Genomic DNA, 12,730 nt, shown 5'->3' on the forward strand with positions numbered 1-12,730 from the left:
CGGACTCCGCCCCTCGGCCCGCGCGCGGCGACCACCGCGCGCGGGCCGACTCGTCTCGTCTCAGGGACGGACGTCTCCCGCGAGCACCGATCCCTCGAACGACGCTCCTCCGGAGCCGGGGTGTCAGGGGAGGCGGGCGAAGCCGCCGAACGCGCCCCCGTGGTAGAGCAGCGGTGGTCTCCGGCGGTTCAGCAGGGCTCGCCTGACGTGTCCGACGACGAGCCAGTGATCGCCGATGGCGCGGGTCTCGTGGCGGTCGCAGATGAGGTGGGCGGCGGCGCCGTCGATCAGCGGGACGTTCTCCTCGCTCGGCCGCCACGACGTGGGCGGGGCGAACCTGTCGGCTCCCCGGGCGGCGAAGCGGGCGGCCAGGTCCGACTGCCCGGCCGCGAGGAGATGGACGCCGAAGAGCGGGGCCCGGCGAAGTCCGGGCCAGGTCGTGGACGAGTCCGCGATGTAGAAGGAGATCAGCGGCGGGGCGAGGCTGACGCTGGTGAACGACGTGGCGGTCAGGCCGACGGGGGTGCCGCCGGCCATGGCGGTGATCGCCACCACGCCGGACGCGTGACGTCCCAGCGCCTCCCTGAACAGGTCGGGTCCGACGGGGGCGAGGGCGTGCCGCGGCGCGGCGACGTGCGGGGCGGTCACGACGGTGATCCTCCTTCCGTGCGGCCCGGCTCCGCGTACCGGCTCGGCTCCGCGTACCGGCTCGGCTCCACGTACCGGCTCGGCTCCGCGTACCGGCTCGGCGGGCGCGGGAGGCCGTAGTGGTCGCGCAGCGTGCTGCCGCTGTAGTCCGTGCGGAACAGGTTCCGCTTGCGCAGGATCGGGACGACGTGCTCGGCGAAGTCGTCGAAGCCGCCGGTGAGGTACGGGGGCATGATGTTGAACCCGTCCGCGGCGCCGTCCTCGAACCAGCGCTGCATCTCGTCGGCGATCCGCTCGGGGGTCCCGGCGACGACGCGGTGGCCCCGCGCGCCGGCCAGCCGGTGCAGGAGGCGCCGGATCGTCGGCCGCTCCCGCTCCACGATGTCCAGGACGAGCAGGGCGCGGCTGCTGTCGGGCGCCGGTTCACGCTTGAGGAGGTCGGCCGGGAACGGGGCGTCGAGGTCGTGCCCGGACAGGTCGATGCCGAGGAGCCGGTGGAGTTGCTCCAGCGAGTACTCGGGCTGGGTCAGCGCGTTGAACTCGTCCTCCAGTTCCTTCGCCTCCTTGGTGGTCGACCCGATGAACGGGCTGAGGCCGGGCAGGATCCTGATGCCGTCGGGGGCGCGGCCGAGCGCGCGGGCGCGAGCGCGGACGTCGGCGTAGAACTCTTTGGCGTTCTCCAGGGTCTGGTGCGCGGTGAAGATCGCTTCGGCGTGGCGGGCGGCGAAGCCCCTGCCGTCCTCGGACGACCCCGCCTGCACGTACACGGGCCTGCCCTGCGGCGAGCGCGGCGTGTTCAGCGGGCCGTCCACCCGGAAATGCTCACCGGCGTGCGCGATCGGGTGGATGCGGCCGGTGTCGGCGAACACCCCGCTGCCGGCGTCGGAGACAAGGGCGCCGTCCTCCCAGCTGTCCCAGAGGCGGGTGACGACGTCCACGAACTCGTGCGCGCGGCGGTACCGGTGGGCGTGCACGGGGTGCGCGTCGAGCCCGAAGTTGCGGGCCGCGCCCGGGGCTCCGGTCGTGACGATGTTCCAGCCCGCGCGGCCGCGGCTCAGGTGGTCCAGCGAGGCGAACAGCCGGGCCAGGTTGTAGGGCTCGGTGTAGGTCGTGGACGCCGTCGCGATGAGGCCGATCCGTTCGGTGGCCGCCGCGATCGCGGACAGCCAGGTGAACGGCTCCAGCCGGAACCGCGCCGCGTAGCGGATGTTGTCGGCGAGCGACGGCCCGTCCGCGAGGAAGATCGCGTCGAACGCGGCGTCCTCGGCCCGGCGGGCCAGGTCCTGGTAGTAGCCGATGTCCAGGACGCGCTCGGGCGACGACCGCGGGTGCCGCCAGGCCGCCTCGTGGTGGCCGGCCGGGTAGATGAACAGATTCAGGTGCAGCTGCCGGTCGCCGCTCATCGACCCGCCTTTCCGCTGGTCAGGGCCGTCGCGTGGCGGTCGCCGGGGAGAGGTGCGGTGCGCGTCCGGCCGTCCGCGGGACGGGACAGGCCGTAGTGCTCGCGGAGCGTGGTGCCGCTGTACTCGGTCCGGAAGAGGCCCCGTGCCTGCAGCAGCGGGACGACGTGGTCCACGAACGCCTCCAGCCCCGACGGCAGCACCGCCGGCATGACGTTGAAGCCGTCGGCGGCGCCGGCGGCGAACCAGTGCTCGATGGTCCCGGCGACCTGCTCGGGCGTGCCGGTGAACGTGCGGTGCCCGCGGCCGCCGCCGAGCCTGCCGATGAGCTGGCGCACCGTGAGGTTCTCGTCCCGGGCCAGCTTGACGATCAGCGTGTACCGGCTCTTGGCGCCCTCGATCTCGTCCTCGGCGGGCAGGTCGGCCGGGAGCGGCGCGTCCAGCGGCAGCCGCTCGGGGTCCAGCCGCAGCGTCCTGGCCAGCTGCGCCCGCGCGTACTCGGGGAGGATGAGCCGGTCCAGCTCCTCGTCGAGCGCCCGCGCCTCCCGTTCGGTGCTCCCGATCACCGGGACGATCCCCGGCAGCACCTTGATCTGCGCGGGGTCCCGTCCCGCCGCGGCGCCGCGGCGCTTGACGTCGGCGTAGAACGCCTGCGCGCCTGCCAGGGTCTGCTGCGCGGTGAAGATCGCCTCGGCGTGGCGGGCGGCGAAGTCCCGGCCGTGCTCCGACGAGCCCGCCTGGACGAGCAGCGGATGCCCCTGCGGAGAGCGCGCGGTGTTCAGCGGCCCGTGCACCCGGTAGTGGCGCCCGGAGTGCTCGATCGCCCGCACCCGGTCCTGGACCGCCCACGTGCCGGACGCCTTGTCGCCGATGGGGGCGTCGTCCCGCCAGCTGTCCCACAGCTTGCGCGCGACGTCGACGAACTCGGCCGCGCGCTCGTAGCGGTCCCGGTGCGCGGGCAGCTCGTCGAGGCCGAAGTTGCGGGCGGCGTCCAGCGTCGCGGTGGTCACGATGTTCCAGCCGGCCCTGCCGCCGCTGACGTGGTCCAGCGAGGCGAACCTGCGGGCCAGGTTGTACGGGTCGTTGTAGGTGGTGGACGCCGTCGCGATGAGCCCGATGCGGGTGGTCGCGGTCGCCATCGCCGCCAGCAGGACGGTCGGCTCCAGGACGCTCGACGGGCGCCGTCCCACGTTCCCCATGATCGAGGGGCTGTCGGCGAAGAACACCGAGTCCAGCAAGCCGCGCTCGGCGGTCCGCGCGAGCCGGGTGAAGTACGCGGCGTCGTGGTTGACGAAGGGGTCGGCGCCCGGGAGCCGCCATGCCGCCTCGTGGTGTCCGTTGCTCATCAAGAAGGCGTTGAGGTGCAGCCGTCGCGTGGTCATCGTCCGCCCGCTCCTTCCTTGTCAGGGAGTCGTTCGGCGTCGGGGAGTCGTTCGTCGTCCTGGCCGACCTCGGCGAGACCGAGGTCGGTCAGGAGCGTGCTTCTGATCCGGGCGAATCGGGGGTCGGTGACCTTGCGCGGGGACGGCAGATCGACGGCGAGGTCAGTGCGGATGACGCCCTCGTCGAGGACGAGCACCCGGTCGGCCAGCGTGATCGCCTCGTCGACGTCGTGGGTCACCAGCAGGACCGCCGGACGGTGCCGCTCGCACAGCCGCCGCAGCAGCGCGTGCATCCGGATCCGGGTGAGGGCGTCCAGGGCGCCGAACGGCTCGTCGGCGAGCAGCAGTTCGGGTTCGCCGACCAGCGAGCGCGCCAGGGAGACGCGCTGCTGCTCGCCGCCGGACAGCTCGTGGGGCCAGGCGCACTCCCGCCCGCCGAGCCCCACCTCCCGCAGCGCGGCCGACCCCCGCGCGCGGCCGTCGCGCGAACGCAGCCCGAACGTGACGTTGGCGAGCAGCCGCTGCCAGGGCAGGAGCCGGGAGTCCTGGAAGACCATCGAGATCCGGTCCGGCTTGACCAGCGTGCCCGAGCCGTCCACCCCGTGGTCGAGCCCGGCGAGCGCGCGCAGCAGTGTGCTCTTCCCCGAACCGCTGCGCCCGAGCAGGGCGACGAACTCGCCCTCGGCGATGGCGAGGTCGACGCCGTCCAGGACCCGGTGTCCGGCGAAGCTCCTGCTGAGACCGCGAACCTCGACCGCGGCCCCGATACGCGGCACGCCCTGCGCCGCGCCGACCGCCGGGCCGGACGGCGCCGGGCCGGGTGTCAGTCGTCCAGTGTCAGCCGCCATGACAGCGCCCTCCTCTGCACCAGCCGGACCGTTCCATCGAGGAGCAGGCCGAGCGCCGCGTAGACCACCAGCCCGACGATGATCACGTCCGTCTGCCCGTAGGTGCCGGCCAGCGTCATCATGTAGCCGATCCCGCTGGTGGCGTTGACCTGCTCCACCACGACCAGCGACAGCCAGGCCGACATGACGGCGAACCGCATGCCCAGCAGGAACCCCGGCAGCGCACCGGGCAGCACGACCCGCCGCAGGAACTCCGCCCGCCCGGCGCGCAGCGTCTCGGCCAGCTCGACGTAGCGCTTGTCGATCGCACGCAGCCCGTTGTGGGTGTGCATGTAGATGGGCACCACCACCGCCAGCGCGATCGTGATGACCTTCATCTGCTCGCCGATGCCGAACCACAGGATCAGCAACGGGAGCAGCGCGAGGTTGGGCACGGCCCGGTTGATCTGCATCGGCCCGTCGACCAGCCCCTCCCCCACCCTGCTCAGCCCCGCCACCACCGCCAGCACCAGGCCCGCGGCGACACCGGTCACCAGGCCGAGCAGCGCGCGGGTCGCGGAGGTGACCAGGTGGTTCTGGAGCTCGCCCCCGGCGATCAGGTCCCGGGCGGTGCCGACGACCGTCCACGGGGCCGACAGCACCCGCGGGTCGATCCAGCCCAGGGCCGCCCCCACGCTCCAGGTCAGCAGGAGCAGTGCCGGGCCGATCGCCAGCCCGAAGGGGATCTTGTCGCCGGGTCCGAGCCGCTTCGCGCGCGCGGCGCCGCCGGCGGGACCTCCGGACCACCGGCCCGGCGGCTTCCCCGCCGTCCTACCGGAGCCGTCCGGAGGCGTTTCCGCCGGACGTTCGGCGCCGATGCCCCGGATTCCGGTTTCGATGCTCACGATCCCTCCCCGGACGCGACCGCCGCCCCTCCGGATGCGAACGCCGCCCCTCCGACCGACTCGAACCGCAGGTCGTAGAGCTCGGCGCGGACGTCCACCTTCGGGTGCCCCTGCTCCCTGGCGAGCAGGTCGGCGGTCTCCTGGTGCCGCGCGATGACCTCGTTCCACGTGGCCGGGATCGCGATCCGGCCGTCGCGGCGGACGAGGAACGCGGCGTCCGCCGGGCTCAGCCGCTCGTGCTCGACGAAGAAGCCCTTGGCCCACTCGCGCGGGTGCTCGTTGATCCAGCGGGACGCGCGCGCCCACAACTCCACGTAGGCGCGGATCGCCGCGGCCTTGGCGGGACTGCTGAGGCTCGACTCGGCCACGTACAGGTGGGACGGGTCGTCCCGGAGCCCGTGCGGGACGGTGGTCGCGCCGTCCCGTCCGAACTTGGTGAGGTACCGCTTGATGAGCACTCCGCCGAGGGGCGCGGCGTCCACCTGCTTGCCGGCCAGCGCGTTGACGTAGTCGTCGTCAGTGCTGGCCATTTCCACAAGGGTCACGTCGTTCTTCCGCAGACCCGCCTTCTTGAGCGCCTGCAGCACCAGCGCGCCCTGCGCCTGTCCGGGGCTGTAGGCGATGCGCTTGCCGCGCAGGTCCGGCAGTTGCTTGATGTTCACGCCCGGCGCGACGCCGAACTCGTAGATGGGGTGCCGGACGGGGTCTTCGCGGCCCGCCGCCGCCACGATGCGGACCTTGAGGCCCGTCCAGCGGGCGTGCAGCGGCGGGATGTCCGCGACGGCTCCCACGTCGAGCGCGCCGGCGCGGAAGGCCTGGGACGTCTTGGGTCCGCCGGAGATGTTCGCCCATTCGACCTCGAAGGGCAGGTCGTCGATCAGGCCGGACAGCTCAAGCGCTCGCTGCGTTTTCGGATCGCCGATGACCAGCTTGGCATTGTCGGGGACCCGTTTGGGCAGCGCGGCGGTCAGCGCGAGCCCGCCTTCGCCCGCGCGGTCCACACCGGAACCGCCGCAGGCCGCGGTGATGCCCAGCGTTGCCAGCAGTGTCAGCGCCGCGCCGAACGCCGTGAACGCGCGGCCGGGGAGTCGTGGATGCATGGTCGCCTCCTGCAGGAGTCGGACACCTGGCGGCACGGCGAGGCACGGGTCCGCGGACCCGGTGTGCGACGAGGCGTGCCGCTGGGGGCCGGGGCGCCGCTCAGGATCGTCGGGGCGGCCCCGGCTCAGGGAGTTGGCCGGACGAGGGGGCTCCGCACGCGACAGACCGCGCTGGCCACCCGGACCAGGTCGACATGCCGCCGGACGGTGAGGCGCGGCCCTTCAGACGCATACGGCATGTCGACGGCCTCCTCCCGTTCGATTTCATGTAAATCCTACCTTTTAAGTAGGAATACCTCAAGAGAGACTTCCCGAACACCCCGACCGGTTGGCCGGCCGCAGCGCCTTCAGGCATCGGTTGGTCGCGATCCGAGACAGCCGGTGTAAGGAGCAGAACCAACGCGTCGGGCAACCCAAGCCTTGGGCCGGGTGGCCGGACTTCGGTGTGGCGTTAGCCGGTGTGGGACGTCCGAGCGTCGTTAACGCGTCCGCCCGGAGTGGGTGGCAGCGGGCAGGGGCCGGGCCCCGCCACGAGTTCGCGTGGTGAGGCCCGGTGGACGTTCGTGGTCAACGCATCAGCAACGTCGCCAGGCCAGGTGGTAGGCGGCGTTGGCGTTGGCGGATTCCACCGCGATGAAACTGGGCTGTTCGGAGTCGCCCGCGCTCACTCGCACCTCGGTGTTGATGTTCAGGTTGCGGTCCTCGCCGCACGGCTTGTAGACGCGCTCGTCCCGGGGGATCCGGTCGTTGAGCCGCCAGCTCCGGTTGGACGGCCCCTCGATCGTGTGCGTCACCGACCGCGTCTCGGAGCTGCCCTGGAAGTAGTAGCTCGTCCGCCGCACCGCGCTGGCTCCGGCCTCCACGTGGGCGAAGCCGCGGGACGAGATCCCGACGACGGCGTACGTATAGTTCTCCGGGTGCTTGACCCGCACGTTGAGCTGGCAGTTCTTCCGGAATTCGGTCGGCGGGGCGTCGCCGCCGCCCCAGGCCAGGTACTTGTCGAAGGTGACGGTGAACCCTTCGCCGTCGTCGGACGGGGTGACCTTGGCCGAGCCGGCCGGGCAGCCCGAGCCGAGGACGGTCACGACCTCCATGCCGACCCCGTCGGGCGGCTGGACCGACTGGGACTCGGTGCCTGTCTCGGGGTTGGTCTCGGAGGCGGAGGCGGCGGCGTAGGTGGCCGTCGCCAGGGCGGGCAGGAGCACGGCGGCACCTACCACGATCCCCAGACGTCTGGTGTTCATCATGGTCGGGTCTCTCAGGAGGGGGTGGCCGCGGCCTGTCGTCGCGCGCAAATCCGCCGGCCGTGACCGGCGGGCTCACGGAGACTTCGACGGCCGGGGCTGAATGGCGATCCTCTCGGTTTGGAGAATCCGTTTCGGAGGCTATTCTTCACCCCGCTTACCGTCAACACTCTGCCATTGCCCATTTATTCACAATTCACATCGCTTTTGAATCGCTCTTTAAAGTCGCCGGCCGCGATCCCGGCGGGCCTGGTCGCAACCGGGTATGCCTGGGCAGGTCAGGGTGTGGGCCAGTGGTCCAGGCGCTTGTCAGGGCGGCCGTAGGCGCGCCGCAACCGGCCAGTCCGCCTGTGAACAGGGACGTCCTCGACGTGGACGGGATCCGGCACCCGAAGGCCGGATGGCCGATTCCGGCACCTAGGTGGATGATCCGGTCGCCGTGCCTGCAAGCTGTGGGCGGGTCGCTGACTTGCTGAATCAGGGTTTCCGGCTACCAGCCGTTCGAGGGCGGTGCCGGGCTGTTACAGCGGCTCCGAGGTGTTCGACGACGCATATGTCCAAGAGATGGTTTACCCAACTCCATGAATGGCCCATTCTGGCCTGGCGGGGCCGCAACATCGAAATTTACCGCATAGATTTCAGCCGCGCACCTTGAACATGTTGCCTGACCGCACTCATCGAGCCCCATTTTGAACACGGCCATCGGCGTAATTCGGTCAGATCACCTCGTTGCCCGGCCTCCACCGTGGACGGACACTGGAATCTTCTCGTGTGAGCCGGAACCGATGCGCTGTTGGGGGATGCCTTGAAACACCATGCACGTAAATCTGGAAGATTGCGCGGCGTAGCGATCATGACCGCGTTCACTCTCACCCTGCCGGCGGTGTCCACGACCACCGCGGCGCAGGCGCAGGCACGGCCGGTCGTCTCGTCCAACGCCGTGATCACCTGGGACGTCCACGCCCAGACCGCCATTTACGAGGTCGGCCGGCAGTCGCCGACCACGGCCGCGCGCAGCTTCGCGATAGTGCAGGGCGCCGTGTACGACGCGGTCAACGCGATCGCCGGCGCCCCGTACGAGCCGTACCTGGTCGCCCCGCGCGCCCGGCGAGACGACTCGACCCCCGCGGCCGTCGCCACCGCTGCCCACCGCGTGCTCCTCTGGCTGTTCCCGAAACAGGCCGACTCCCTGCGCGCGCAATACCGCGAGTCGCTCGACGCGATCCCGGACGGCCGCTCCAAGCGCGGCGGCGTCGCCGTCGGCGAGGCCACGGCCGCGGCCATGATCGACGCCCGCCGAGACGACGGCGCGTTCTCCGACGCGAAATGGCCCGTCGGCACTGCGCCGGGGCAGTGGCGGCCGACCCCGCCGGACCACCTCCAGGTCGGCGCCTGGTTCGCCACCCTGAAGCCGTTCGTCGTCCGCGACCTCGGCGACTACCGCTCCCCGGGCCCGCCGGCCCTTGCCGGCCCCGCCTACGCCCGCGGCCTGAACGAGGTCAAGGCCCTCGGCTCGGCGACCAGCACCGTGCGCACGCCCGAGCAGACCGAGGCGGCGACCTGGTGGGACGACCCGCGCCTGGTGGAGTGGGCCATCGTCCGCCAGCTCGCCGAGACCCACCGGCTCAGCGCCCTGCAGACGGCCCGCATGTTCGCGATGGTGGACATCGCGGCCGCCGACTCGCTGATCGCCTGCTACAAGGAGAAGAAGCGCTGGCGTTTCTGGCGTCCGGTGACGGCGATCCCGCTGGCGGACGACGACGGCAACCCGGCCACCCACGGCGATCCGGACTGGGCGCCGCTGCGGATCACCGCTCCGTCGGCGGAGTACCCGTCCGGCCACGCCTGCTTCACCACGGCGGTCACGACGGGCCTGCGGACGTTCTTCGGTCGCGACGACCTCTCGTTCAGCGCCTCCAGCGCCGACTCCGGCACGACCCGCCACTACGACAGCCTCTCCAAGGCCCTGGCCGAACTGCTCAACGCCAGAGTCTGGGCCGGAGTGCACTACCGCTTCGCCTCTATCGACGGAAAGCAGCTGGGCGCGACCGTCGCCCGCGACGTCCTCGACCAGGCGTTCGGCCCCCGCGACTCCTGACCGGCCCAGCCCCACGTCCCGACACCCGACACCCGACAACCGACACCCGACACCCGACACCCGACAACCGGACGAGCGGACGAGCGGCACGGCGCGGGTGCCGCGCCTGTTCGTCGTCGACTGGCTGATGACGCCGCCGTCCGCCGACTTCGCCGCCGGCTCGCCGCCGTCCAGGATCCCGACCGCTGGACGGCGGCCGCCACGCGCCGACCACCGGCCATCGAATCCTCTGGTGTAGCCGTACTGGTTGAGCAGGCGTTCCCGCCGTTCATCGTCCGAGCGTGGGCGCCGATAATCTTCTCTTTGCGGAAACTGAAATACTGCCGATCCAATGGCGAATGATCAATCGGGCGCCATGTTGTATGCCGGGAGCGGCTCGGCTAACTGTTCGCTTGTACAGGGGCGATACCGTTCTCTGGGTGCGGCGAACTGCCTGCGCAGCCCGTCGATGAAGTGCGTGCGCACCGTCTGGTACTGAGCGCGAGTCTCGTTCAAGGGCCTCTCAAGCCCGCTGTTGAAGTATTGCCTTCGATAGAGCGGCGACTGGCTCGACAGACCCTAGGGGAGACGTTGTGCAACGGGGTGTGGTGATCACTGGTATCGATGTGATCGCGCCAGGGGGTGCAGGTAGGAAGGAATTTTGGAATCTGCTCACCGCGGGGCGCACTGCGACCAGGCACATTTCCTTTTTCGACGCAAGTCCTTTTCGTTCGCGCATAGCCGGTGAATGTGATTTCAATCCGGCCGCCGTCGGCCTGCAGCCGCGCGAGATCCGGCGCATGGACCGGGCGACGCAGTTCGCCGTGACGTGCGCCAAGGGCTCGCTCGCCGACAGCGGACTCGACCTGGACGGCGTCGATCCCGGCCGCGTGGGAGTGAGCCTGGGAAGCGCGGTCGGGGCGACCACCAGCATCGAGCGCGAATATCTCGTGCTGTCCGACAGCGGGCGCGAGTGGTTCATGGACGAGCGGCACCTCTCGCCGCACATGTACGACTACATGGTGCCCAGCGCGGCGGCCGCGGAGGTCGCGTGGCGGACCGGCGCCGAGGGGCCGGTCTCGCTGGTCGCGACCGGCTGCACGGCCGGCCTGGACGCGGTCGGACGCGCCTACGAGAAGATCATGGACGGCGACGCCGACGTGATGTTCGCCGGCGCCACCGACGCTCCCGTCTCGCCGATCGTGGTGGCGTGCTTCGACGCGATCAAGGCGACGACCCCGCGGAACGACGACCCGGAGCACGCGTCCCGCCCCTTCGACGGGACGCGGAACGGGTTCGTCCTGGCCGAGGGCGCCGCGATGATGGTGCTGGAGGAGCGCGAGCACGCCATGGCGCGCGGCGCGCGGATCTACGCCGAGGTCGCGGCGCACGCCACCCGCTGCAACGCGTACCACATGACGGGTCTGCGGCCGGACGGCCGCGAGATGGCCGAGGCGATCCGGCACGCGCTGGCGGACGCCAGGTGCGCGCCCGAGTCCATCGACTACGTCAACGCGCACGGTTCTGGAACGCGGCAGAACGACCGCCACGAGACCGCCGCGTTCAAGGACGCGCTCGGCGAGCACGCATATCGCGTTCCGGTCAGTTCGATCAAATCCATGGTCGGCCATTCGCTGGGCGCCATCGGCTCGATCGAGGTGGCCGCGTGCGCCTTGGCGATCGACAACAACGTGGTGCCGCCGACGGCGAACCTGCACGAGCCTGACCCCGAATGCGATCTGGACTACGTCCCGAACGAGGCGCGCGAACTCCGGGTGAACAATGTCCTGTCGGTCGGCAGCGGGTTCGGCGGATTCCAGAGTGCCGTTGTGCTGCGGGCGCCCGAGGTCGCGGCATGAGCGAAGCGAACCGGGGGGCTCGGGTCGCCCCCATCGTGACCGGAATCGGGGTCATGGCGGGGGACGGCGCCGGCGTGGAAGCGCATTGGAAAGCCGTTCTCGACGGCTGCACGTGGATCCGTCCGATCCAGCGGTACGACGCGTCCCGCTACAGCGCGCAATTGGCCGGGCAGATCGTCGGCTTCGATGTCTCGAAGCATCTGCCGAGCCGCCTCATTCCGCAGACGGACAGGGTGACGCAGCTTGCGCTCGTCGCGGGTGACGAAGCGCTGGCGGACGCCGGAATCGCCGATCGCGATTACGACGATTTCGAGATGGGCGTCGTCACGTCCAACGCGTCGGCCGGCTGGGAATTCACGCACCACGAGTTCAAGAAACTGTGGACGCAGGGACCCTCTCAGGTCAGCGTGTACGAGTCGTTCGCCTGGTTCTACGCGGCGAACACCGGGCAGATATCCATTCGCAACGGCATGCGCGCCGCCAGCGGGGTCCTGGTGGCCGACCAGGCGGGCGGCCTGGACGCGATCGGCCAGGCGCGGCGGAATCTGCGCCGCGGCGCCAAGCTGATGGTGACCGGCGGCCTCGACTCGGCGTTCGATCCGTGGGGGTGGCTCTCGCACGTCTCCGGCGGCGAGGTGAGCACCGCCGAGGACGTGTCGGACGCCTACCTGCCCTTCGACGCCGCCGCCCGCGGCTACGTGCCCGGTGAGGGCGGCGCGATGCTGGTGCTCGAACACGGCGACCCGGAGCGTCCGCCCGCCGCGCGGTACGGACGGGTGGCCGGGCACGCCTCGACGTTCGATCCGCCGCCGGGCAGCGGGCGTCCGTCCAACCTGGCGCGGGCCATCCGGCTCGCGCTCGCCGACGCCGGGGTCGAGCCCGGCCAGGTGGACGTCGTGTTCGCCGACGGCGCGGGCGTCCCCGAGAAGGACCGGAGCGAGGCGGACGGCATCGCGGAGGTCTTCGGCCCGAAGGGCGTCCCCGTCACCGTGCCCAAGTCGGGAGTCGGACGGCTGCTCGCAGGCGGCGGGCCGCTGGACGTCGTCACCGCGCTGCTGAGCATTCGGGACGGCGTGATCCCGCCGACCCCGCACACCCGGGCCGTCCCGGACGAGTACGCCGTCGACGTGGTCACGGAACCGCGGGAGGCGAAGGTCGGCGTCGCGCTCGTGCTGGCGCGCGGCCGCGGCGGCTTCAATTCGGCATTGGTGGTCACCGCCTAATCGACAGGTCACCGCCTAATCGGCAGGGCACTGCTTTTCGACGGGTCACTGCTTTTCGACGGGCC

General features: G+C 71.1%; 11 protein-coding genes. 3 read left to right on the forward strand and 8 right to left on the reverse strand.

What is annotated here, in order from left to right:
• Window positions 1-123: 123 nt before the first annotated feature.
• From ACH35V_RS29945 to ACH35V_RS29980, 8 genes are all read right to left on the reverse strand, one after another.
• The gene (locus ACH35V_RS29945) at window positions 124-648 is read right to left on the reverse strand and encodes a flavin reductase family protein (RefSeq protein WP_395977331.1); all 525 of its coding nucleotides are present in this window, start codon (window positions 646-648) and stop codon (window positions 124-126) included.
• Window positions 645-2,051 (reverse strand): LLM class flavin-dependent oxidoreductase, encoded by a 1,407-nt coding sequence (locus ACH35V_RS29950; protein ID WP_395977333.1) that lies wholly within the window; start codon window positions 2,049-2,051, stop codon window positions 645-647. Before ACH35V_RS29950 ends, ACH35V_RS29945 begins: the two co-directional genes overlap by 4 nt.
• Complete coding sequence (locus tag ACH35V_RS29955) at window positions 2,048-3,430, reverse strand: LLM class flavin-dependent oxidoreductase (protein WP_395977335.1); 1,383 nt, start codon at window positions 3,428-3,430, stop codon at window positions 2,048-2,050. The genes ACH35V_RS29950 and ACH35V_RS29955 overlap by 4 nt, the downstream gene beginning before the upstream one ends.
• A complete protein-coding gene (locus tag ACH35V_RS29960) occupies window positions 3,427-4,278 on the reverse strand; it encodes an ABC transporter ATP-binding protein (protein WP_395977337.1) in 852 nt (283 codons plus the stop codon). The genes ACH35V_RS29955 and ACH35V_RS29960 overlap by 4 nt, the downstream gene beginning before the upstream one ends.
• A complete protein-coding gene (locus ACH35V_RS29965; protein WP_395977339.1) occupies window positions 4,254-5,162 on the reverse strand; it encodes an ABC transporter permease in 909 nt (302 codons plus the stop codon). Before ACH35V_RS29965 ends, ACH35V_RS29960 begins: the two co-directional genes overlap by 25 nt.
• Complete coding sequence (locus tag ACH35V_RS29970; protein ID WP_395977341.1) at window positions 5,159-6,262, reverse strand: ABC transporter substrate-binding protein; 1,104 nt, start codon at window positions 6,260-6,262, stop codon at window positions 5,159-5,161. Before ACH35V_RS29970 ends, ACH35V_RS29965 begins: the two co-directional genes overlap by 4 nt.
• Window positions 6,263-6,387: 125 nt before the next feature.
• Window positions 6,388-6,501 (reverse strand): putative leader peptide, encoded by a 114-nt coding sequence (locus tag ACH35V_RS29975; protein ID WP_395977343.1) that lies wholly within the window; start codon window positions 6,499-6,501, stop codon window positions 6,388-6,390.
• Between the two features lie 336 nt (window positions 6,502-6,837).
• Entirely contained in the window at window positions 6,838-7,467 is a 630-nt protein-coding gene (locus tag ACH35V_RS29980; RefSeq protein WP_395977345.1) for a DUF4360 domain-containing protein, read from the reverse strand.
• An 892-nt stretch (window positions 7,468-8,359) separates the two neighbouring features.
• Between ACH35V_RS29980 and ACH35V_RS29985 the strand changes: the two genes are divergently transcribed.
• From ACH35V_RS29985 to ACH35V_RS29995, 3 genes are all read left to right on the forward strand, one after another.
• Window positions 8,360-9,604 (forward strand): hypothetical protein, encoded by a 1,245-nt coding sequence (locus ACH35V_RS29985; protein ID WP_395977347.1) that lies wholly within the window; start codon window positions 8,360-8,362, stop codon window positions 9,602-9,604.
• A gap of 572 nt (window positions 9,605-10,176) precedes the next feature.
• The gene (locus ACH35V_RS29990; protein ID WP_395977349.1) at window positions 10,177-11,442 is read left to right on the forward strand and encodes a beta-ketoacyl-[acyl-carrier-protein] synthase family protein; all 1,266 of its coding nucleotides are present in this window, start codon (window positions 10,177-10,179) and stop codon (window positions 11,440-11,442) included.
• Window positions 11,439-12,665 (forward strand): ketosynthase chain-length factor, encoded by a 1,227-nt coding sequence (locus ACH35V_RS29995; protein WP_395977351.1) that lies wholly within the window; start codon window positions 11,439-11,441, stop codon window positions 12,663-12,665. Before ACH35V_RS29990 ends, ACH35V_RS29995 begins: the two co-directional genes overlap by 4 nt.
• Window positions 12,666-12,730 lie beyond the last annotated feature (65 nt).

Origin of the sequence: Actinomadura sp. 1N219 (genome assembly GCF_044326405.1) — a bacterium.
Classification (GTDB): domain Bacteria; phylum Actinomycetota; class Actinomycetes; order Streptosporangiales; family Streptosporangiaceae; genus Spirillospora.

Bases quoted from the DNA above. Each gene is read 5' to 3' on its own strand.
- ACH35V_RS29950 (WP_395977333.1), bottom strand. From the start codon at position 2,051: ATGAGCGGCGACCGGCAGCTGCACCTGAATCTGTTCATCTACCCGGCC.
- ACH35V_RS29955 (WP_395977335.1), bottom strand. From the start codon at position 3,430: ATGACCACGCGACGGCTGCACCTCAACGCCTTCTTGATGAGCAACGGA.
- ACH35V_RS29960 (WP_395977337.1), bottom strand. From the start codon at position 4,278: ATGGCGGCTGACACTGGACGACTGACACCCGGCCCGGCGCCGTCCGGC.
- ACH35V_RS29970 (WP_395977341.1), bottom strand. From the start codon at position 6,262: ATGCATCCACGACTCCCCGGCCGCGCGTTCACGGCGTTCGGCGCGGCG.
- ACH35V_RS29975 (WP_395977343.1), bottom strand. From the start codon at position 6,501: ATGCCGTATGCGTCTGAAGGGCCGCGCCTCACCGTCCGGCGGCATGTC.
- ACH35V_RS29985 (WP_395977347.1), top strand. From the start codon at position 8,360: ATGACCGCGTTCACTCTCACCCTGCCGGCGGTGTCCACGACCACCGCG.
- ACH35V_RS29995 (WP_395977351.1), top strand. From the start codon at position 11,439: ATGAGCGAAGCGAACCGGGGGGCTCGGGTCGCCCCCATCGTGACCGGA.